At 58.8% G+C, this 22,217-nt stretch carries 21 protein-coding genes; 10 read left to right on the top strand and 11 right to left on the bottom strand.

Annotated features, from left to right (window positions below; all coding sequences use genetic code 11):
* Positions 1–616, bottom strand: a 616-nt coding sequence (locus FSO04_RS39610) for an electron transfer flavoprotein subunit beta/FixA family protein (RefSeq protein ID WP_154566890.1), incomplete at its 3' end; no start/stop codon positions are given.
* Positions 617–917: 301 nt separating this feature from the next.
* Here FSO04_RS39610 and FSO04_RS39605 point away from each other — a divergent pair.
* The 3 genes from FSO04_RS39605 to FSO04_RS39595 all read left to right on the top strand — a co-directional run bounded on the left by FSO04_RS39605 (position 918) and on the right by FSO04_RS39595 (position 2,942).
* The gene (locus FSO04_RS39605) at positions 918–1,433 is read left to right on the top strand and encodes a thiamine pyrophosphate-binding protein (protein WP_154566889.1); all 516 of its coding nucleotides are present in this window, start codon (positions 918–920) and stop codon (positions 1,431–1,433) included.
* Positions 1,434–1,441: 8 nt separating this feature from the next.
* A complete protein-coding gene (locus FSO04_RS39600) occupies positions 1,442–2,047 on the top strand; it encodes a thiamine pyrophosphate-dependent enzyme (protein WP_154566888.1) in 606 nt (201 codons plus the stop codon).
* Positions 2,048–2,177: 130 nt separating this feature from the next.
* The gene (locus FSO04_RS39595; RefSeq protein WP_154566887.1) at positions 2,178–2,942 is read left to right on the top strand and encodes an AraC family transcriptional regulator; all 765 of its coding nucleotides are present in this window, start codon (positions 2,178–2,180) and stop codon (positions 2,940–2,942) included.
* Between the two features lie 18 nt (positions 2,943–2,960).
* On the opposite strand, the gene FSO04_RS39590 is transcribed toward FSO04_RS39595, so the two are convergent.
* The 3 genes from FSO04_RS39590 to pruA all read right to left on the bottom strand — a co-directional run bounded on the left by FSO04_RS39590 (position 2,961) and on the right by pruA (position 7,032).
* Positions 2,961–4,124, bottom strand: coding sequence for an NAD(P)/FAD-dependent oxidoreductase (locus FSO04_RS39590; RefSeq protein WP_154566886.1), 1,164 nt, complete (start codon positions 4,122–4,124; stop codon positions 2,961–2,963).
* A 58-nt stretch (positions 4,125–4,182) separates the two neighbouring features.
* Positions 4,183–5,400, bottom strand: coding sequence for a pyridoxal phosphate-dependent aminotransferase (locus FSO04_RS39585; protein WP_154566885.1), 1,218 nt, complete (start codon positions 5,398–5,400; stop codon positions 4,183–4,185).
* 78 nt (positions 5,401–5,478) lie between these two features.
* On the bottom strand, positions 5,479–7,032 hold the full coding sequence (gene pruA / locus FSO04_RS39580; protein ID WP_154566884.1) for an L-glutamate gamma-semialdehyde dehydrogenase: 1,554 nt from the start codon (positions 7,030–7,032) through the stop codon (positions 5,479–5,481).
* Between the two features lie 291 nt (positions 7,033–7,323).
* Here pruA and FSO04_RS39575 point away from each other — a divergent pair, with 291 nt between their 5' ends.
* The 7 genes from FSO04_RS39575 (at position 7,324) to FSO04_RS39545 (ending at position 15,321) form a co-directional block, all read left to right on the top strand.
* Positions 7,324–8,244, top strand: coding sequence for a LysR substrate-binding domain-containing protein (locus FSO04_RS39575; protein ID WP_154566883.1), 921 nt, complete (start codon positions 7,324–7,326; stop codon positions 8,242–8,244).
* A gap of 104 nt (positions 8,245–8,348) precedes the next feature.
* Positions 8,349–9,209, top strand: a complete 861-nt coding sequence (locus FSO04_RS39570; RefSeq protein WP_154566882.1) for an HTD2 family dehydratase — start codon at positions 8,349–8,351, stop codon at positions 9,207–9,209.
* A gap of 35 nt (positions 9,210–9,244) precedes the next feature.
* Complete coding sequence (locus FSO04_RS39565) at positions 9,245–10,405, top strand: acyl-CoA dehydrogenase family protein (RefSeq protein WP_168435990.1); 1,161 nt, start codon at positions 9,245–9,247, stop codon at positions 10,403–10,405.
* Between the two features lie 10 nt (positions 10,406–10,415).
* On the top strand, positions 10,416–11,594 hold the full coding sequence (locus tag FSO04_RS39560; protein ID WP_154566881.1) for a CaiB/BaiF CoA transferase family protein: 1,179 nt from the start codon (positions 10,416–10,418) through the stop codon (positions 11,592–11,594).
* A 25-nt stretch (positions 11,595–11,619) separates the two neighbouring features.
* Positions 11,620–12,996, top strand: a complete 1,377-nt coding sequence (locus FSO04_RS39555; RefSeq protein WP_154566880.1) for an MmgE/PrpD family protein — start codon at positions 11,620–11,622, stop codon at positions 12,994–12,996.
* Positions 12,989–13,816 (top strand): HpcH/HpaI aldolase/citrate lyase family protein, encoded by an 828-nt coding sequence (locus FSO04_RS39550; protein WP_154566879.1) that lies wholly within the window; start codon positions 12,989–12,991, stop codon positions 13,814–13,816. The genes FSO04_RS39555 and FSO04_RS39550 overlap by 8 nt, the downstream gene beginning before the upstream one ends.
* A 26-nt stretch (positions 13,817–13,842) precedes the next feature.
* Positions 13,843–15,321 carry an aldehyde dehydrogenase gene (locus FSO04_RS39545; RefSeq protein ID WP_154566878.1) on the top strand — a complete coding sequence of 493 codons (1,479 nt, stop codon included), beginning with the start codon at positions 13,843–13,845 and terminating at the stop codon, positions 15,319–15,321.
* 266 nt (positions 15,322–15,587) lie between these two features.
* Here the strand turns inward: FSO04_RS39545 and FSO04_RS39540 are convergent, their stop codons facing one another.
* From FSO04_RS39540 to FSO04_RS39510, 7 genes are all read right to left on the bottom strand, one after another.
* Positions 15,588–16,064: a VOC family protein gene (locus FSO04_RS39540; protein ID WP_233465178.1), complete on the bottom strand. Its 477-nt coding sequence runs from the start codon at positions 16,062–16,064 to the stop codon at positions 15,588–15,590.
* 77 nt (positions 16,065–16,141) lie between these two features.
* On the bottom strand, positions 16,142–16,951 hold the full coding sequence (locus tag FSO04_RS39535) for an NAD(P)H-dependent oxidoreductase (RefSeq protein WP_154566877.1): 810 nt from the start codon (positions 16,949–16,951) through the stop codon (positions 16,142–16,144).
* Between the two features lie 397 nt (positions 16,952–17,348).
* A complete protein-coding gene (locus FSO04_RS39530) occupies positions 17,349–18,074 on the bottom strand; it encodes an ABC transporter ATP-binding protein (protein WP_154566876.1) in 726 nt (241 codons plus the stop codon).
* A complete protein-coding gene (locus FSO04_RS39525; RefSeq protein WP_154566875.1) occupies positions 18,067–18,918 on the bottom strand; it encodes an ABC transporter ATP-binding protein in 852 nt (283 codons plus the stop codon). Before FSO04_RS39525 ends, FSO04_RS39530 begins: the two co-directional genes overlap by 8 nt.
* Positions 18,915–20,186: a high-affinity branched-chain amino acid ABC transporter permease LivM gene (gene livM / locus FSO04_RS39520; RefSeq protein WP_414693510.1), complete on the bottom strand. Its 1,272-nt coding sequence runs from the start codon at positions 20,184–20,186 to the stop codon at positions 18,915–18,917. Before livM ends, FSO04_RS39525 begins: the two co-directional genes overlap by 4 nt.
* A gap of 14 nt (positions 20,187–20,200) precedes the next feature.
* Positions 20,201–21,130 carry a branched-chain amino acid ABC transporter permease gene (locus FSO04_RS39515; RefSeq protein WP_479687411.1) on the bottom strand — a complete coding sequence of 310 codons (930 nt, stop codon included), beginning with the start codon at positions 21,128–21,130 and terminating at the stop codon, positions 20,201–20,203.
* A gap of 74 nt (positions 21,131–21,204) precedes the next feature.
* A partial coding sequence (locus FSO04_RS39510; RefSeq protein ID WP_154566872.1) for a branched-chain amino acid ABC transporter substrate-binding protein occupies positions 21,205–22,217 on the bottom strand: 1,013 nt, incomplete at its 5' end.

Raw genomic sequence — 22,217 nt, 5'->3', positions numbered from 1 at the left:
CTTCCGGCTTGATGACTTCCAGCGGCTTCTTCTTCGCCTTCATGATGTTCGGCAATGTGACGTAGCGCGGCTCGTTCAGGCGCAGGTCGGTGGTGATCACGGCCGGCAGGCTCAGCGACAGCGTTTCCGCACCGCCGTCCACTTCGCGCGACACCGTAGCCTTGCCGTCAGCGACGACAATCTTCGAGGCAAACGTAGCTTGCGGCAGGTTCGCCAGTGCCGCCAGCATCTGGCCAGTCTGGTTCGAATCGTCGTCGATGGCCTGCTTGCCGAGGATGACCAGTTGCGGCTGTTCCTTGTCGACCAGCGCCTTGAGCAGCTTGGCGACCGCCAGCGGCTGCAGTTCCTCGCCCGACTCGATCAGGATCGCGCGGTCCGCGCCGATTGCCAGCGCCGTGCGCAGCGTTTCCTGCGCTTGCGTGACACCGGCCGACACGGCGATCACTTCGGTCGCCACGCCCGCTTCGCGCAGACGTACCGCTTCTTCAACCGCGATTTCGTCGAACGGATTCATCGACATCTTCACGTTCGTGAGATCAACGCCACTGCCGTCGGACTTCACACGGACCTTCACGTTGTAATCGACCACTCTCTTAACCGGCACAACAATCTTCATGGTTCCCTCTCCAATCGTTTGAACGCTAGTGTGCGTACTCAAACCAAGGGTTGGAATTCGGCATTCTGGAACGCCGCATTCCAGACGCTCGAACACGCGCGCAAGCTAGAACGGGAAGGATCTGCGCGCGAATTCGCAGCGACGAACCCCGTTAACCCCAGCCTAATCGCGCCTTCCGCAATCAGTAATTGAGCGACGACTTTTGCTGATGCACGCTATCACTCATCAAAGCAAGGTAATCGATTGCCCCTGCTGATCGCGACGGCTATCCGTTTTCATCAACCTACCAAAACTCGTCATCATGTCAGTCAATTGGCCGGAAACAATCTTCGAGCACTTCAAAACCGCCGATGTGCGGCAAGTAGCATACGTTCCTGATGCGGGGCACAAACGTCTTATCGAACTCTGTGAAGCGGACGCCGAAATCCATGCGGTTTCGCTGACCACCGAAGAAGAAGGGGTGGCCATGATGGGCGGCGCATGGGTCGGCGGCCAGCGCGGCGTACTGCTGCTGCAGTCGAGCGGCGTGGGCAACTGCATCAACATGCTCTCGCTGCAACACGAATGCCGCATGCCCATCGTGATGCTGGTCACCATGCGCGGAGAGTGGGGCGAATTCAATCCCTGGCAAGTGGCAATGGGCAAATCCACCCAGGAAGCCCTCGAATCGGCCGGCGTTTATGTCTACCGCGCGGATGATCCCGCCGACGTCCCCGAGACCGTACGCGCCGCACTGAATTTTGGCTACAACACCTCGCGGATGGTCGCTGTCCTGATCGGACAGCGCGTTATCGGCACCAAAAACTTTAACAAGTGAGCACGAACATGACTCAGCAGACGACGCCCCTGAACCGTCGACTGACGGTGAAGCGGATTCTCCGCGATCGGCAGCAGGACGTTCTGGCAGTAACCAGCCTTGGCAATCCGACCTTCGATGTGGCCGCCGCAGGCGATACGCCTCAGAACTTCTATCTTTGGGGTGCGATGGGCGGAGCTGTTTCCTTTGGACTCGGCATTGCGCTTGCACAACCTGAGAAGCGCGTGATCGTGTTCGTTGGCGACGGTGAAATGATGATGGGCCTCGGATCGCTCGCGACTGTGGGCGTCGATCGGCCGGCCAATCTCTCGATCGTCGTGATCGACAACGAACACTACGCGGAGACGGGTATGCAACTGGCTCATGCGGGGCGCGGTGTCGACATCACGGCAATCGCGCGCGCGGCCGGGTTCGAAAAGGCGACGACGATCTACACCGAGGGCGAGCTCGAAGAGTATGTCGACGTCATTCTCAAGGCCAAGGGTCCCGTGCTCGCCACGGTAAAGGTCGGAACCGATCCCGAGCCCACCGCCCTTCCGCCCCGGGACGGTCCGTACCTGCGAAGCCGTTTCCGCGAAGCACTGCTTGGCGCCAAGGCCCACGCAAGTCAATAAGCGCCAAGGCGCGGACTCCTGCAGGAAAGCGGTGGAGCGGCTAACTGCCGCCCCACCGCTTTCTTCGCTCCCGCCCCACTTTGCGCCCCCTGTACAATCGGGATCACTGTGACTTCGCGCTGATCCCCTTATGCCCGCCAAGGCCTATTCCGATATGTTGGTGGAGGTCTTTCGACAGCTGGACCGGCAGCCCGAGATGCTCGAGCGCGTCTTCGATTGCTTTCCGGACGTGCTCTACTACGTCAAGGATGCCCAGGCGCGCTATCTTTCCGTCAATCAAACGCTCATCAATCGAAGCGGAATGACGCGCGAAGATGTGATTGGCCAGACGGCCGACCAGCTATTCCCCGTGACCGGTGCAAGCACCAACGCGCAAGATCTGAACGTTATCGAAACCCAGTCTCCGATTGTCGATCGCCTGCGCCTCTACTCGTCCGGATCGGGACATCGATACTGGTGCCTGAGCTCCAAGTTCCCGGTACTCAACGAAGAGGGGCAAGCGATCGGACTAATCGGCATCTCGCGCGATCTGCCTCGCCCGGACGAACGGCACCACGGCTACCGCCGCTTACTGGAATATCTGGATTATCTGGAACAGAACCTCGGACAGAACATCCTGGTCACTGAGGCGGCGGAACGCGCCTCCATCTCTGTCGACACGCTGGAACGTCTGACCCGCGAAGTGTTTCATCTGACACCCAAGCAACTGCTGATGAAATTGCGGATCGACCACGCGTGCAAGCTGCTCGAAACGACTGACAACAGCATTACGGATATCGCGACGGACTGCGGCTACGCGGACCACAGCGCTTTTGCGCGGCAATTCAAGTCCGCCACGCACCTCACGCCCCGACAGTATCGGAACGCGCGAGGGCGTGGCCTGCATCCACACTGATCAACCGCCTACCGGGCGTTAGTAAACACCCTCTTCGATCACAAGTTGGCCCGACGTGAGCCGCGCCGGCGAAAGCGGCGAGAGGTCCAACGTTCGGAACTCGCCGAAGGTCAGCAATTCAGCCATTGCACGACCGACGCCCGGACTGTGCATCATGCCGTGGCCGCTGAAACCGGCCGCCACGAACGAGTTTTCCGGACCCGACTGACCGACAAGGCCGTTCTGGTCGAGGATGTTGTATTCGTAATAGCCGGCCCATGCGTGTTCCACGCGTAAAGCCTCAAACGCAGGGATCCGCTCTGCCAGCGTCGGCCAGATGATCTCGTCAAACTCGGAAAACTGCACGTCGAGCGGCAGGTTATCCAGATCCATCTCCGCCGAAGGCGAGACGATGCACAGGAAATGGTTCTGCTCCCTGCGCAGGTATACGCCAGACGTATCGATCAGAATCGGCATATCCGGAACCGGCGTTGGACATGAAACGACGAACGCCGAACGCCGTCTTGGCCGAACCGGCAGATCAACGCCCACGCTTTTTGCAAGAGACGCGCACCACGCGCCGCTTGCATTCACGAACGTATCCCCGGAGATTTCCCGCCCATCGGCCAGTTCGACGTGGGTAATCCGGTCTCCGCGTGTGCGGTAGCCCGCCGCTTCACCCGTGGCGAAATGAACGCCCGCCTCTCTCGCACGGTTTCTGAACCATTGCATCACGCTGTAGCCATCAAACCAGCCTTCGCCTGCAAGGCCTTCAACGGCATAAGTCAGATCGCTGACGTTCATCCACGGGTAGCGCTGCAACAACGCTTCTGCGGAATGCTCCCGCAGCTCGACACCTAACGATCTGGCCAGTGCGCTCCGCCGACGTAGCACGCTCTCCTGCTGCGCATTGCCCACGAACAGATAGCCACAATCCACCAGATCGACACCGGCACCGTACCACGCCTTCTCCCGCTCGCAGGAGGAGAAGAATTCATAACCGAATTGCGATAGCTGAATGCAAATGGGCGTTGAAAACTGCTGCCGGATCGAACTGGCCGAAAGCGACGATGACGCGATCTGGTAGGTCGGATCTTTTTCGATCACCCAGATCTCACGTCCGGGCGTCTTCTGGAGGCTCAGGAAATACGCGATTGAACAACCAATTGCACCACCACCCGTGATGACAATCCTTTCGCTCATGATTTACCTTCGAAGGCTCGTTGGGCTCCTGAGAGCCGAGCAGTGTGTGAATAACGGACTATCGGAGCGCTACAGTTTCGAGGCTTTGACACGCGGCGCGAATCCGGGCAAGCGCTTCGTTCAGGTCGTCGAGTGATGCGGCATAAGAGAGTCTGAAGTACGGCGAGAGCAGAAACCCGGAGCCTGAAACTACGGCCACGTTCGCCTCTTCCAACAGGTACATGACAAAGTCCTGGTCGTTCTCCAGAAGCCTGCCGCCCGGCGTACGGCTTCCAATGACACCATGGCAACCGACAAACGCATAAAACGCGCCTTCGGGCTCGTTACTGTGAAGTCCCGGAATGTCGCCCAGCGTTTTGACTACAAGCTTCCGGCGTTCGTCGAAAGCCAATCGCGATCTCTCGACGAATGACTGATCGCCATTGAGTGCTTCAATCGCGGCGTATTGCGACACCGATGACGCACTGGTGACGATCTGCCCTTGCACGAGATTCATGGCGCGGATGAGCGCAGCCGGTCCGGCGGAATAGCCAATCCGCCAGCCTGTCATCGAGTACACCTTGGAGACGCCGTTGATGATGAGCGTCCGCTCCTGCAACTCCGGCACCACGTTCAGGATATTGATGAACGGGCTTCCGGTATAGATGAGTTTTTCGTAGATGTCGTCCGACAGCACCCAGACATGGGGATGTCGACGCAGTACTTCAGCGATGCTGCGGAGTTCCTCAGCCGAGTAAACCGCCCCGGTCGGATTCGATGGCGAATTCAGCATCAGCCACTTGGTGCGCGGCGTGATCGACGCTTCCAGCTGCGCAGCAGTCAGTTTGAAGCCTGCCGCTTCGTCGCACGCCACGACGATTGGCGTGCCGGTCGCCATTTTGACGATCTCCGGATAGGAGACCCAGCACGGCGCGGGCACGATCACTTCATCGCCCGGGTTAAGAGTCGCGAAAAAGGCCGCGAAAATCGCCTGCTTCGCACCGACGGACACGCTGACTCCATCCACCGGGTAGTCGACTCCATTGTCGTGCTTCAGTTTCGCGACGATCGCCTCGCGCAACTCCCGAATACCCGCGGCCTCCGTGTAGCGTGTCTTGCCTTCGCGCATCGCACGAACCGCCGCCGCCTGGATATTCTCGGGCGTGTGAAAGTCTGGGTCGCCTTGCGACAGGGAAATGACGTTCTTCCCGGCACGGCGCAGTTCTGCCGCTTTTGCTGCCATTGCCATCGTCTGCGCAGGGGCGATCTGGCCAATGCGGTCTGCAATGAAGCCCATTGTGTTCATCCCGTTTGTTTTAAAAGCCTACCGTGTGAACCGGGGTCGCCTGTCGGTGGCGCCCCGGAACACGCACGCTTACAGACGTTCAGCCACTGCCTTCATTTGCAGGAACTGCAGAAGGTAGTCGGGACCACCCGTCTTGGTATCGGTACCCGTGAGGTTGAAGCCGCCGAACGGCTGAACACCGACCAGCGCGCCCGTACACTTGCGGTTGAAGTACAGATTGCCGACGTGGAAATCGCGGCGGGCTCGTTCAATGCGGCTGCGGTCGTTCGAGAAGAGCGCACCGGTCAGCCCGTAGACCGTGTCATTGACCACGGCGAGACCTTCCTCGAAATCCTTGACGCGGATCGCGGCGACGAACGGTCCGAACACTTCCTCTTGTGCAATGCGCGCGCGGGGCGACACGTCGCCGAAGATGGTCGGCTCGATCAGATAGCCCGCTGCATTTTCCACGGCCTTGCCGCCGGTCAGCAGCTTGCCCTCGGTGTGACCGATGTCGATATACGACAGCACCTTCTTGTACTGCAGCTCATTGCACACCGGACCGAAATTCGGATTGTCCTTCGCCTCGCTGACAACGAGTTCCTTCGTCTTCGCAACGACCTTCTCGAGCAAGGCGTCATAGACCGAATCCACCACGATCAGACGCGAGCAGGCCGAACACTTCTGGCCGGAATAGCCGAACGCCGCCTGGATCACTGCAGTCGCTGCGTCATCGAGATTGGCCGTTTCATCGACCAGAATGGCATCCTTGCCACCCAGTTCGAGGAAAACCCGCTTGAACCATTTCTGGCCTTCGGCAAGCTTTGCGGCGGACTCGTTGATCTGGGCGCCGGTTGCGAGCGAGCCCGTGAAGTTGATGAAGCGCGTCTTCGGATGGGCGACCAGATACGACCCAATTTCGCGTCCGGTACCCGGCAGATAATTCACCACGCCAGGCGGCAGACCTGCTTCGGCGAAGATGTCGAAGATCTTGGCGAGGGACACCACCGTATCTTCCGCAGGCTTGCAAACAACCGTGTTACCCACCACGATCGCGCCGACCGTCATGCCGGTCATCAACGCCATCGGGAAATTCCACGGCGAAATCGTCACACCCACGCCCAACGGAATGTAGAAGCTCTCGTTCTCTTCACCGGAATAATCAATCAGCGAGCCGAGGCCGCCGACGTGCTTGATCGCCTGACGTGCGTAGTACTCGGTGAAGTCAATCATTTCCGCGACTTCGGCGCTCGCTTCGACATAGTTCTTGCCGATTTCATAGACCAGCCATGCCTCGAGTTCGCGCTTGCGCCGGCGCATGATTGCCGCGGCCTTGAACATGACGCGCGACCGATCTTCCTGGCTCCAACGCTTCCACGATTCGAAGGCCGCCCAGGCGGCATCCAGCGCCGCGTCCGCGTGCCGCGTCGTCGCCTTGGCGGTATAGCCGACGATCTCGCCCGGATTCGACGGATTCGTCGAGACGAGTGTCGCTTCGGTCTGCACGCGCTCGTCATTGATCACCAGCGGATAGGTCTTGCCAAACTCGGCACGCACCTTTTTCAGCGCCTGCTGCATGTCTGCTTTGGCATCCTCGGTGTCGAACAGATCGAACGGCTCGTTCTTGAACGGTGCAATCAACATCGCTTTCTCCAGATTGAATGGTTTGAGCTGCACTGCCACCTTGACGAGCGCGGCGAGCAACCGTGAACCGATTGTCCGGCACGAAAATGTTCCGGTCTTGATCTAGCCGCCTTTAGTTTTGCGGAGTTTTGCACAATTATAGAAATACGGAGGCTACGAATCATCTTCAATAGCCCTCTACTATTGAGACTCAATAAAATTCTACGCTGAACATCGTAAATACTGATTTGCGGTTTTCTGCTATTTGCTACACTGGATAAACGGGGCATCTCTTCATTCGGAGCACGTATCATGGCCATGCATTTCGATCTGGTTGATCTTCGTCTCATCACATGTATCGCAGAGACGGATAGCTTGACGCGTGGTGCCGAGCGGTTTCATATGTCAGTACCCGCAGCAAGCACCCGGATCAAAAATCTGGAAGAAAGCATGGGGACCAAGCTGCTGTATCGGACCAGCCAGGGCGTTACGCTCACGCCGCCGGGTCAGGCATTCCTTCACCATGCCCGCTTAGTCCTGTCGCAGCTCGAGCAGTTGCGCGGCGACATGCAGGAGTACGCGCGCGGCATCAAAGGTCATGTGCGGATCTTTGCGAACACTACCGCTACAACTGAATTCCTACCTAACGACCTGCGTGACTTTCTCGCGGAACATCCTGACGTGAACGTCGAGCTTCGCGAACGGTTGAGCCATGACGTGGTGCGCGCGGTCAGTGAAGGCACGGCGGACGTCGGGATAGTCGCCGGCAATGTCAGGCCCGAATCGCTACAAGTCCTGCCATACCGCTCAGACCGGCTTATATTGGCGGTCTCGAATTCGCACCCCCTCGCCGGAAAGACGTCCATTCCATTTGAAGAGGCAAGCGGGTTTGACTTCGTCGGAATGCCCGAAGCTAGCGCGATTCATACCTTTCTGAACCGCGTAGCAAGCGACATGCACAAGAAACTTCAGGTGCGCATTGAAGTGGGTAACTTCGAGGCACTGTGCCGAATGATCGAGGCTAACGTCGGGATCGGCGTGCTGCCTTGCTCGTCAGCAGTACGCTACGTGAAAACCATGAACATCCGGCTCGTTGAAATCGAGAACGACTGGGCGATGCGCAATCTGCTGATCTGCGTGCGCAATCTTGACCTCTTGCCGTCTTTCGCGCGGGAACTGGTCGACCTCCTCACGCAGAAGTGCAAAACCGAGCGTGAGTCACTGCTGGCCTGAATATCAGCAGTTAGTCTGCGTTTAAAGCCCTCTTCTCCAGACACAAATTGTAGTCAGCAGGCGGGTGCGTCAATCTAGCGTGAACGACGCTACCCGACATCCCCATGACTGCTGAACTCGACTACCTGCGCACGTGGATCGGCCGCACACAGGCCGAACGCGAATTCATCTCGCCACGTCTTGCGCAACAACTCGCCGCTACACTGGACTACGAGGACGTCCCGATTGCAGGCTCTCCGTTGCCTCCGCTGTGGCACTGGGCGTTTTTTCCTCACATTGTTTCGCAGTCGCAGGTCGGTGTGGACGGACACCCGACACGCGGTGGATTCCTGCCGCCAGTGCCGCTGCCCAGACGGATGTGGGCGGGCAGCCGCATCCGGTTCGAACGTCCGCTCGTGGTCGGCAGCGAAGTCACCAGGACGTCGCAGATTCTCGACGTCGCCGCCAAGGAAGGGCGTACCGGAAAACTCGTGTTTGTGCGTCTGCGTCACGAACTGGAAGACCTCGAAGGTCCGCTGATCTCCGAAGAACAGGACGTTGTGTACCGCGAGTCCGCGACGACGGCGTACACCGCGGCAACCGGCCCGAGCGCGCCGGCAGAGTTCACCTGGAAACGGGAGATCGTGCCCGACCCGGTCCTTCTCTTTCGCTACTCCGCCGATACCTTCAACGGCCACCGCATTCACTATGACCGCACCTACGCCCAGGAACAGGAAGGCTATCCGGCGCTGGTCGTTCACGGGCCACTGACGGCAACATTGCTGATCGATCTCCTGCGGCGCAGCCTTCCTGGCGAATCGATTGCATCTTTCTCATTCAAGGCGGTCAACCCGCTCTTTGACTGCGCCCCCTTTTTTATCAACGCAGCCCGTACCCCCGGATCGACCGAAGTGAAGCTCTGGGCAGCCAATTCCGATGGCGTGTTGTGCGTCGATGCCGAGGCGACGCTAACGGCACTCGCGTAAGTTTTTCAAAAATTAACTCTGAGGAGTAGAGACAAGTGCTGGCTAACGTTGACCCCTATCAGGACATTCGCGAAGCGGTTCGCGATCTGTGTTCCAACTTCCCCGCCGAGTATTTCCGCAAGATCGACGAGGAACGCGCCTACCCTGAAACCTTTGTGCAAGCTCTAACCGACGCCGGTTGGCTTGCGGCCCTCATTCCGCAGGAATATGGCGGCTCCGGGCTCGGTCTGACCGAAGCCTCGGTGATCATGGAAGAGATCAATCGCAGCGGCGGCAATTCCGGCGCGTGTCACGGGCAGATGTACAACATGGGGACACTGCTCAGGCACGGTTCGGCAGAGCAAAAGGCTAAATACCTTCCGGAAATCGCCAGCGGAAAATTGCGGCTTCAGTCGATGGGCGTGACCGAGCCGACGACCGGTACCGACACCACGAAACTCAAGACGACTGCGGTTCGCAAGGGTGACCGTTATGTTGTCAATGGCCAGAAGGTCTGGATCTCGCGGGTTCAACACTCCGACCTGATGATTCTGCTCGCGCGTACCACGCCGATTGATCAGGTCGCGAAGAAATCCGAAGGCATGTCGATCTTTCTGGTCGACTTGCATCAGGCGATCCGCAAGGGCATGACGGTTCGCCCCATTCCGAACATGGTGAATCACGAGACTAACGAGCTATTTTTCGACAACCTCGAGATCCCCGCCGAAAACCTCATCGGCGAGGAAGGCAAGGGCTTCAAGTACATCCTTGATGGCCTGAATGCCGAGCGCACGCTGATCGCCGCTGAATGTATCGGCGACGGCTACTGGTTCCTCGACAAGGTCTGTAAGTACGTCAAGGAACGCGTCGTCTTCGGCCGCCCGATCGGACAGAACCAGGGCGTGCAGTTTCCGATCGCCCGCGCGCACGTCAACGTCGAAGCGGCGAGCTTGATGCGCTACAAGGCCTGCGAGCTTTTCGACGCGAGGCAGCCCGCCGGCGCGCAAGCCAACATGGCCAAGCTGCTCGCCGCGGACGCCTCCTGGGAGGCGGCCAACGCGTGCCTGCAGTTCCACGGCGGTTTCGGTTTTGCGAACGAATACGACGTCGAACGCAAATTCCGCGAGACACGGCTCTATCAGGTCGCGCCGATCTCGACCAATCTCATTCTCTCGTACGTAGCCGAGCATCTGCTCGGACTGCCACGTTCTTTCTAAGGGGAAGGACATGAAACCGCTGGACGGCGTGAAGGTCATCACCCTCGAACACGCGATTGCAGCACCGTTTTGCACCCGTCAACTTGCGGATCTTGGCGCACGCGTGATCAAGATCGAACGGCCAGGTGTCGGCGACTTCGCGCGTGCCTACGATGAGCGCGTGCACGGCATGGCCTCGCACTTTGTATGGTGCAACCGATCGAAGGAGAGCCTCACGCTCGACGTCAAGGCCCCGCAGGCGCAGGATATTTTCGCGCGCCTGCTTGAGGACACCGACGTGCTGGTGCAGAACCTAGCACCCGGCGCCGCGGCGCGACTGGGGCTGTCGTATGAAGCGTTGCGTGACAGGTATCCCCGCCTGATTGTCTGCAACATCTCCGGTTACGGATCCGATGGTCCCTATCGGGACAAGAAAGCATACGACCTGCTGATCCAGAGTGAGTCCGGGTTCCTGTCGATTACCGGCGGTCCGGACTCACCGGCCAAAGCTGGCTGCTCAATTGCTGACATCGCTGCAGGGATGTACGCCTATACGAACATCCTCTCCGCGCTTCTGCAACGATCAAAGACCGGCTTGGGACGGGAAATCGACGTCTCCATGCTCGAGAGCATGGTGGAGTGGATGACGTATCCCCTTTACTACGCGTTCGATGGCGCATCCCCGCCACCTCGTGCCGGTGCCGCTCACGCGACCATCTACCCCTATGGCCCCTTCCCCGCCGGCGACGCAAAGACCGTCATGCTGGGATTGCAGAACGAGCGTGAATGGGGTGTCTTCTGCTCACAGGTTCTGCTGGAACCCGAGCTCGCCATCGATCGTCGTTTCAGTTCCAACTCGAAGCGGGTAGCCGCACGCGAGGAACTGCGCGAAATCATCGTCGCCGCATTCAGCAAACTGACTTCGGAAGAGGTCCTCAGTCGGCTGGATAGCGCGCAGATCGCCAACGCGCGAATGAATGATATGCCCGACGTGTGGTCGCATCCGCAGCTTAAAGAACGCAATCGCTGGGTGAGCATCGACTCTCCTGCAGGCGCCATTCCCGCCTTGCTGCCGCCAGGCGTCAGTACAGCATCCGATGTTCGACTGGAACCCGTGCCCGCGTTAGGCCAACACACCGAAGCCCTTTTGAATGAATTGGGTTTTTCGACCGATGCCATCCGCGAGCTTCGTGAAGCGGCCGTGATCTAACTCCCCCAGTTAAGGTAAGCCTGTTATGAGCAATACCCAGATTCTTGCTTCGTTTGCGGCCAATCTCAAGTTTGAACAGATCCCCAAAGACGTGGTGGCACGCACGGAAGACCTCTTCCTTGACTGGTTCGGATCAGCACTGGCTGGCCGCGAAGCACGCCCCGTCGAGACGATCCAGAAGTACGCATTCGAATTCGGACCACAGTGCGGCCCCTGCGAAGTACTGATCTCCCGCCGAACCACCAGCGCGCTCTTTGCGGCAATGATCAACGCCGCCGCATCGCACTTCGCTGAACAGGACGACCTCCACAACAGTTCGGTCCTGCACCCCGCAACAGTCGTCTTCCCCGCAGCATGGGCCGCCGCGCAAGCGCTTGGCAGAAGTGGCAAAGAGTTTATCGCTGCATCAGTCGCAGGCTATGAAGTGGGCATCCGTGTTGGTGAATTCCTCGGCCGGTCGCACTACAAGATTTTTCATACCACCGGTACGGTCGGGACGATCGCGGCTGCAGCAGCAGTCGGTAATCTTTTGCGATTGAGCGACGAGCAGATGGTGAATGCGTTTGGCTCCGCCGGCACCCAGGCAGCCGGACTCTGGGAATTTTTGAAAGACGCCGCAGACTCCAAGCAACTCCACACGGCCAAGGCGGCAGCGAACGGTCTTCTCGCTGCCTACCTGGCAGCCGATGGCTTCACCGGTGCGAAGGACATCTTCGAGGGCGCGAAAGGCATGGGAGCCGGCATGTCCACGCAAACGCATCCGGACAAACTCGCCGAAGCGCTCGGCAAGCGATGGGCGCTGATCGAAACGTCTTTCAAGTATCACGCTTCCTGCCGGCACACTCATCCGGCGGCCGATGCTCTGCTGCAGGTTATTCAGCGCGAGAAGCTCGTGCCGGATGACATCGAGACGGTGGTGACCCATGTTCATCAGGCTGCCATTGATGTCCTTGGACCGGTAACCGATCCTCAGACGGTCCATCAGGCAAAGTTCTCCATGGGCACCGTGCTCGCTCTGGTAGCGGAATTCGGCCACGCGGGTGTGCGTGAGTTCGACGGCCATTACAAGGAAAGCAGGATCGCGCACTTCTGCAAGAAAGTCTCGATGGTGCTCGACCCTGAAGTCGATACGGCCTATCCGTCACGTTGGATTGGGAAGGTCATCGTTCAGACGAAGGATGGCCACACCTTCGAGGGCCGCGTGGATGATCCCAAGGGCGATCCGGGCAACACGCTCACGCGCGCTGAACTCGAGCACAAAACGATGACGCTGGGTTTGTATGGCAATGCGGCCACCGAAGACGAACTCAAGCGCTCAATCACATCGGTATGGACGATTACCGATGCAACAGTCGCACCCAAACTGCTCCCCGAATCGAAACTGGAGGCCCAACATGGCTGACCTTGCACCCCGCTCCTATCTCTTCGTTCCCGGCAACCGACCGGACAGGTTCGCCAAGGCGGCTGCGTCGGGTGTCGATGTGGTCGTTATCGATCTGGAAGATGCAGTGCCTCCTACTGAGAAGAAGATCGCGCGGGCGGCCCTCGCCGAGTGGCTTTCGACGAACAGTACGCCGGTGGCAGTGCGGGTAAATGATGTGAACAGCGAGTGGTTTCGTGACGACATCGCCGTATGTCGTGCGCCATCCGTCGCCGCCGTCATGCTGCCCAAGACGGAACGCATCGACGATATCTTCCTGTGCGAGTTCGCGGGCAAGCCGACCGACATCCTGCCGATGATCGAGACCGCTCAGGGTTTTCGGAATGTGGTCGCTATCGCCCAACACCGGCTGACCACCCGACTCGTATTCGGCAATGTGGATTTCCAGCTCGACCTCGGAATTGACGGCGACGATGAGCAGCTTCTGTACTTCCGCTCACAGATCGTCTTCGCCTCTCGCATCGGCAACCTGCTGCCGCCGGTGGACGGGGTCAGCACCACACTCGACGATCCCGAACAGATCACCCGCGACACGATCCGTGCAAGGCGGCTCGGCTTCGGCGCCAAGCTTTGTATTCATCCCAGGCAGGTGGCCGCAGTCAATGCCGCCTTCATCCCCAGCGAGAAAGATGTCGAATGGGCGCACCGGGTTGTCGAAGGCGCAGCTGCATCCCACGGCGCGGCCGTTGCTGTGGACGGTCGCATGGTAGACAGGCCGGTCATTTTGAAGGCGCAGGAAATCCTGGCTGAGTCCCAGCGACGTCTGCCCGTTGGCGCCTGATTCAAGATCAATTGGAGACGAGAGTCATGCAACGATTTCAGATGTATATCAACGGCGAATCATGCCAACCAGCTTCGGGCGAATGGTTCGATACGGAAAATCCGTTCACGGGAGAAACCTGGGCGCAGATTGCAAAAGGCAACGGGACCGACGTCGATCGGGCGGTGCAAGCGGCGCATGCCGCATTCAGCACAGGACCATGGTCACAGATGTCTCCGAGCCAGCGAGGCCTGCTGCTTCATCGGGTCGGCGACCTGATCGCGCGGGACGCCAGGCGGCTTGCCGAGCTCGAAGTTCGGGACAACGGCAAGCTCATGGCGGAGATGCTCGGGCAGTGCCAGTATTTGCCCCAGTGGTATTACTATTTTGGCGGTCTGGCGGACAAGATTCAGGGCGCCGTCATTCCGCTCGACAAGAAGGGATACTTCAACTTCACGCGCAATGAACCGCTGGGTGTCGTAGCCGCCATCACGCCGTGGAATTCTCCGCTTTTGCTAGCCACATGGAAGATTGCGCCCGCGTTGGCCGCAGGTTGCACGGTTGTGATCAAACCGTCCGAGTTCACTTCGGCGTCCACCATTGAGTTTGCGAAGCTCTTCACCGAGGCCGGCTTTCCGCCGGGAGTCGTGAACGTCGTGACCGGGTTCGGTGCGGACGTCGGCTCGCCTCTGGTGGAACACCCACTAGTCAAGAAGATCACGTTCACCGGCGCAGACTCCACAGGGCGCGCGATCAACGAGGCAGCAGCGCGTCAGTTCAAACACGTTAGTCTCGAACTCGGTGGAAAGTCACCCAACATCGTGTTTGAGGATGCCGATCTGGAAGACGCAGTGAATGGCGCGGTTTCAGGCATCTTCGCCGCGACCGGCCAGACTTGTATTGCCGGTTCCCGGCTGTTGTTGCAAGAAAGCATCTACGACACGTTCGTCGACAAACTCCTGACGCTGGCACGGACCGCAAAAATGGGCGACCCGTCAAGTATGGATACACAGGTCGGGCCGGTAACGACGCGTCCTCAATACCAGAAAGTCCTGTCTTACATTGAAACCGCGAAGCAGGAAGGCGCAACGTTGCTGCTCGGTGGGCAGCCTGGCAGTGCACCGGAATGCGGTAATGGGTGGTTCGTCGAGCCAACCATTTTCGGTGACGTCAACAATAGGATGCGGATCGCCCAGGAAGAAGTCTTTGGTCCCATCCTGTCGATCATCAAGTTTAAAGACGAAGACGAGGCGCTTGCACTGGCCAATGACGTGCGCTTCGGTCTGGGCTCAGGTGTCTGGACGAAGGATATCGGGCGGTCCATTCGTGTCGCCGAAAAGCTGCAGGCCGGCATGGTCTGGGTGAATAGCTATCGCGCGGTCAGCTACATGTCGCCGTTCGGCGGCTACAAGGATTCGGGACTTGGCCGCGAGAACGGTATCGACGCGATCCGCGAGTATCTGCAAACGAAGAGCGTCTGGATCAATACGGGGGTCAAGACTGCAAACCCGTTCGTCATGAGATAAAAATGACGATGCCCCGCGGTATGCCGCGGGGCAGTTCTGAGTTCGGTCAGGGTTAGGGCGACTGGGATAACGAAAGGATCACGCGTTGCCTTGCACAACGCTTCGCGTTCACGGCCGCGGCATTGCCCCCGACCGCCGAGTGGCTTCCGGGGGATCACCTCGATGGTGAATCACAGGAACTGCTCGCCGGGCAATGATTGCCCGGCGCTGTTAGAACTGTCTTGTCGGGTGCGAAGAAGAATTCTGGGAAGCGCTTTGCAAGCGTATCAGGACTTGATGCCTTGAGTTGCCTTGGTACTCGGCGCCCGGACCTCCAACGTGACCCCAGCGCCTTCGTTGACCGTCTTGAAGTACGTGAAGCCGCTTCGATCATCGAGACGCCCGCGTGCCAGGACATCCAGTCCGGCGCTCGCTGCCTGTTCCTCCGCCTTGTCACAGCTCTCGACAGAGAAGCCGAGATGAAAAACACCCTCGCCGCGCGACTCCAGGAAACGTCGTTGCGGTGTATCTCCGTCTCCCGGCTGGCAGAGCTGCAACTGGGCGTTGTCGATGTTCGCGAACTTATAACGCATCTTCAGAAAGGCTGGACGATCGTAGCCGTCCAGTTCGTACGCATCCATCGGCGGGAAATCTGTCCACGGACCGACTCCCATCGACTCGTAATACTTCACGGCCTTCTCAATGTCACGAACCACGATGCAGACGTGGTGCAGCTTCTGAAACATGGGCAGCTTTTCCATCATGCGTTTCACTCCTGGTCAGTTTCGATGCTGGGCCACAGAAGCTTTCGACAGCGGCTGCGGCCCGACGTCACACCGGATCATCCCGCCTTCGCAATCTTCTTCGGCGTGTACATTTCTGCCGCATCGTCATGCGACTGGCCGAGGGCCGGGTTCCATTGGAAGCCGGAACGGGCCACGACACCTGGCTTCAGACGTTGGTCAGGACCGAAGTCCGCAAAGGGATGGAAGAACAAGGGCTCCGTGCTCTCGAGCGCACGCAACCGCTCTGCGTAGGAGTCGAGGTACGCTTGCCGCTCCTCGGCGCTCACACGGCCAGGCATCCACGACACATGCGGCGGCAGCACATCGAAGCCAAGGTAATTGAAGATCCCGTTGTGGATCGGCCAGAGAATGTGATTGATATCACCGTCGACACCGTCCGGCTCGTAAAGGCTCGCGGCCGTTCCCGTCGTGGTCGAGACCATCGCCTTGCGGCCCTTGAACATACCGGTCTCGTATTTTCGCCCGGTCGCATAGGCGAATCCGCGGGTCATCACGCGATCCACCCAGCCCTTCAGAATCGCCGGCATCCCAAACCACCACATCGGATACTGGAAGATGATCAGATCGGACCAGAGCACCTTCTGCTGCTCGGCGTAGACGTCAGGCGTCGGTTTCGTGGACGTCCCGAACATATGTTCCTGTTCCGCCGAAAGATCGAGGAAGTCAGGATTGAGACGCTCACCCACGAAGTCTTCGACGCCGAGCTCGGGCCGCCACTTCAGTTGATACAGGTCGGTTACCTTAACCTCGTGCCCCTGCGCTTTCAGGGTCGAGACAGCCGTGTCTTTCAGCGCACCGTTGAACGACTTGGGTTCGGGGTGAGCGAAAACGATGAGCACTTTCATGCGAAAACTCCATAAAAACCAGTTTATTGAGCGTGCCGCGCTGGTGGCCTACGCTTGAATTCGTTCCGTATATGCCGCCATCATCCCGTGGAATCCCAGCAGGCAGGCTCAGGGATCGCATCCCATTCTGGAACGCAATCCCCGTGGCAGCGATCGGTTCGGTTTACAGCATTCTGGATCTTTGCGGAATTCCGGTCTTGAGAGGGCTCGGCTAGTTTTCGCGGAATTCTGCACATTTCTTGAGGGCAGGCGCCCCTACGCAGGCCGGATAACCGTTTTCCGCAATGGTGCTCAACTCACCTATAGGGCACCATCGCTCTGCGGAGAATTGCCGCAATTCTCCTGCCTCTAACCTCGAAAAGCGGGGGCGAGCACCCCGCGCCCTCCAGATCACCGTTCAGGCCGCATCCAATTGAGCGGAGTCGCCCTCCAGATACGCCGCCCGCACAGCAGGGTTCGCCAGCAACTCAGCACCGCTCCCCTCGAGGGCAATCTGCCCGTGCCGGAGAACATACCCTCGATGCGCCACACACAGCGCGTGATGAGCGTTCTGTTCGACAAGCAGAATCGTCATCCCGATCTGCTCGTTCAACTCTTTGATAACCGAAAAAATCTTCTTGATGAAGATCGGCGCGAGACCGAGCGAGGGCTCATCGAGCAGGAGCAATCTCGGCTGTGACATCAATGCGCGTCCTATCGCGAGCATCTGCTGCTCCCCTCCCGACAGCGTGCCGGCACGCTGCGAGGCTCTGCTTCTCAGGATCGGGAACATCTCGTACATGCGCTCGAGATCATCCGCGGTCCTGCGGTTGCCCGACGTATCGCCCATCAGGAGATTCTCGAGCACGGTCATCCGCTGAAAGATACGGCGCCCTTCGGGCACAACCGCAATATCGAGTTTGCCGATCGCATGCGAAGGCAGTTTCGAAATATTATGTCCGTCGAATTCGACCGTGCCGCCACTGGCCCGTGGATAGCCGAAAATGGTATTCATCAGTGTCGACTTGCCTGCGCCGTTCGCGCCGATCAACGTGACGATCTCACCGGTCTTCACACTCAGACTGACCCCGCGTAGTGCCTGGACGCTGCCATAGTGGGCACTGAGTTCGGCAATCTTAAGCATGAGCTGATTTCTCCTGCGATGCTTCATCGTGTGACGACGTCTCGTCGTCCTCGCCGAGGTATGCGCTGATCACCTCAGGATTCACCTTGATGTCGGAAGGCAAGCCTTCTGCAATTTTCTTCCCGTGATTGAGCACGACAATATGGTCCGAAACCTTCATGACGACGCTCATATCGTGCTCGATCAACAATATGCCGATACCCCGCTCTCTCGCGAGCGAGGTCAACAGCGCGGTGAGTTCTGCCGACTCGCGCGGATTGAGACCGGCAGCCGGCTCATCCAGACACAGCAGAATGGGGTCCGCGCACATCGCGCGCGCGATCTCGACGCGACGCTGCACCCCATATGGCATGTCGCCAGCAGGTTTGTTAGCGATATCCCGAACGCTTAAGCGCTCGAGCCACGTCAAAGCGTTGTTTATCGCCTTGTCGTTCGCGCGTCGAAACGACCGCGCGTTGAGTGCGCCAGCAAGCGAGAACCTAGACGCGTCCTGCAACACATTGTGCTGGGCGATCATCAGGTTTTCGAGCACGGTCATGCGCGGGAACAGTCGTATGTTCTGGAACGTTCTGACGACCTGGCCAATCCGCGCCACGTCCACATTCTTCATCGCGTCCAGACGAAGTTTCCCATGACGGGGATGCCCCAACGTGATGGCGCCTTTGGTCGGCTTGTAGAAACCCGTCAGGCAGTTAAAAAACGTCGTCTTTCCGGCTCCGTTCGGCCCGATCACCGACGTCACCTCTCCTGCGCGCGCCGTCATGGACAGGTCTTCGATCGCGCGAAGCCCGCCAAACTGCATCGTCAGATTCTCTACGTTGAGCAGTGAAGTGGAGGCGTTCATCGTTTTGCCTCCACGCCGGGCGCGCTGACCGTCGCACGGCGATGGCTGATCAGACCGCCTGGCCGCACGACCATGATAAACACCATTGCAACACCGAAAAGCAGCATTCTGTACTCGGAGAAATCACGCCCTAACTCGGGCAAAATCACCAGCAAGGCCGCCGCAAGAATGACGCCGAGCTGGCTTCCCATACCGCCGAGCACCACGATCGCGAGAATCGTGGCCGACTCCGAAAAGGTGAAGCTCTCTGGCGAAATGAACCCCTGCCGTGCGGCGAAGAACACGCCGGCGAATCCCGCCAGCATTGCGCCGGTTGCAAAGGCGGACAGTTTCACATTCGTCACATTGATCCCCATTGCTTTGCAGGCGATCTCGTCTTCGCGCACCGCTTCCCACGCACGTCCAACGGGCAGCCTTCTGAGTCGCGAGACGAGAAGGTTCGTCAGCAGCGCGAGTGCGAGGATCAGGTAGTACAGAAAGACGACTCGCTGGCCAGGCGAGTAATCAAGGCCAAACACGGTCGCGAACGTGGGACCATCGCCAGACGCCTGCATGGGGAGCCCGAAAAAGGTCGGCTTCGGAATGGACGAGACGCCGTTGGGTCCGCCTGTCACGTCGCCCCAATTCACGAGCATCAACCGTATGATTTCCCCGAATCCGAGCGTGACGATGGCCAGATAATCACCTCTCAGCCGCAGGGTCGGGTAGCCAAGCAACATGCCGAACGCCGCAGCGAGGCCGCCGGCGATCGGCAAACACTGCCAGAAACCAAAGCCGAAGTGCGTCGACAACAAACCGTATGTGTACGCGCCTACCGCATAGAACGCGACATAACCGAGGTCCAGCAGGCCCGCCAGACCGACGACGACATTCAAGCCCCAGCCAAGCATGACGTAAATCAGTACGGTCGTCGCTGTATCGACGACGTACCGGTTTCCAGCGAACAACGCAGGTAACAGCACGGCGAACGCCACGCATCCGGCCCCGGCCCAGACAAGCGAGCCGTTACCCGTGACTTGAGGAGCGGGTCTGGTACGCGACCGGCGCTTTGAAAAAAGACTAAAACGCTGCAGCAAAAGCTGCATGACGATGCGCCCGGCAAATGCGATCGAGATGAAAGCCGCCAGCAGCGCCCATCGCGTCTGAACCTCGAGACCATTGCTGCCATCTCGCGTCGTCAAACCCAGCATGGGCAAGCCGACGAGGCCCGCGACCAGCGCCGCGCCAAGTGCATCCTTGACGCGAAAATGTAGATTTGTTTCTTGCATGACTGTCGAACTCATCACACCTTCTCCACTTCGGGTCGGCCGAGAAGCCCGGATGGACGAAACATCAAGACCACAATCAGGATGACGAACGTGGCCACATCCTTGTATTCGGGCGAGAGGTAGGCGGCCCAGAATGCTTCTATCAAACCGATGATCACACCACCCAGCATTGCTCCGGGAATCGAGCCAATTCCACCAAGCACGGCTGCGGTAAACGCCTTGATACCCGCCTCGAATCCGATCGAGAAATCGACCACACCGTAGTACAGCGTCACCATGACACCTGCGACGGCCGCCAGTGCGGCGCCGATCATGAACGTCAGCGCGATGATCCGATCGACGTTGTAGCCGAGGAACTGCATCATCCGCTGATCCTGTTCACAAGCTCGCTGCTGTCTGCCGAAAGGGGTTTTATTGATGAATAGCGTGAAGGCGCACATCAGCAGAATCGTCACCGAAACAATGAGGATTTGCACATACGAGACGTACGGCCCGTGAAATTGTTGACCGGAGAAAAGGTTCACGCCTCCCGTCACGAGCGGCTGGATAGACTTGACTCGCGCGCCTTGAGTAAGCTGAACCATATTCTGCAGGAAGATGGAAATCCCGATCGACGAGATCAACGGCGCGAGACGATTCGACCCGCGAAGCGGCCGATATCCGACACGTTCGACGGTCCATCCGAATACGGACGTCAGTGCGATCGATACGATCAACGTAATTGCAATGCTCGCCACGACCGACGAGACCCCGCTGCCAGAAAGCAGCGTGAAGCAGGTCACGGCGATGAACGCGCTCACCATGTAAATATCGCCATGAGCGAAATTGATCATGCCGATAATGCCGTAGACCATCGTGTAGCCGATCGCGATCAGGCCATAGACAGCGCCCAAGGTCAGCCCATTAATTAGTTGTTGCAGTGCCTGGCTCATGTCCTCTCCGATGAATCTGCTGCAGAGGCGGCGCAGTAGAACGACGTGCCGCCTCTTTCCTCACTACATAGACTGGACAGGACGTGTCACTTCACATAGTCGTAGTTGTTGCCCTTCCACCGGTAGACCACATATCCGGGGCTCTTCAGATCGCCTTTCGCGTCGAAGTCCACCTGGCCGACTACCGTACTGAACGATGCGTTGTGAATCTGCTTCACGATCGCCGCATAGTCCGTGGAGTTGGCTTTCTTCGCAGCCTCCGCAAAAACCTGCATGGCGGCGTACGAGTACAGCATGTAACCCTCGGGCTCGATCTTCCGCGCGCGAAACGCCGCCACCACCTTTGCAGCTGCCGCACTCTTACGCGGGTCGGGCGGGAAGGTAAACAGAACCTTGTTGATCTCCGGTCCAGCCGCGGTAACCAGTTCATTGTTCGTCAGTGTGTCGCCGCCGAGGACCGTCAGAACCAGCCCGGCCTGCGCCGCCTGGCGAAGGATGAGCGCCACTTCCTGGTAGTAGCCGCCGTACGCAAGGATCTGAATGCCGTTCGCCTTCAGCTTGCTGATCAGGCCGGAGTAGTCCTTCTCACCGGCCGTGATCGACTGGCGCAACGCCACGGGTGTCTGCTTCGTCGCCAGATCTTTTGCAATCTCGTCCGCCAGACCGCCGCCATACGCCGTCTTGTCGTCAATGACGGCGATCTTCTTGCCCTTGAAGTTCGCGGCGATATAATCGGCCGCGACCTGTCCTTGCTGGTCGTCCCTGCCCGTGATACGGAAAATTCCCTTAATGCCGCGCTCCGTAATTTTGGGGTTGGTCGACACAGTCACCTGCGGAATCTGCGCGTCGTTGTAGACATCTGACGCGGGCAACGTGGAACTGGAGCACCAGTGGCCATCGACGAACGCCACCTTCTTGTTGACGAAACTGTTGGCGACGGAAACCGCCTGCTTGGGATCGCAAACGTCATCGCCGACGACCAGGTCGAGTTGCTGCCCGAGCAAACCACCTGCCGCATTGATGTCTTTCACCGCCTGTTCCGCACCTTTGCGAAACTGGTCGCCCCCCGACGCGTACTCCCCCGTCATCGTAGCCGCCA

Origin of the sequence: Paraburkholderia madseniana (assembly GCF_009690905.1) — a bacterium.
Classification (GTDB): domain Bacteria; phylum Pseudomonadota; class Gammaproteobacteria; order Burkholderiales; family Burkholderiaceae; genus Paraburkholderia; species Paraburkholderia madseniana.
The sequence above is the reverse complement of the archived record's forward strand: the minus strand, read 5'-3'. Positions and strand labels throughout refer to the sequence as shown.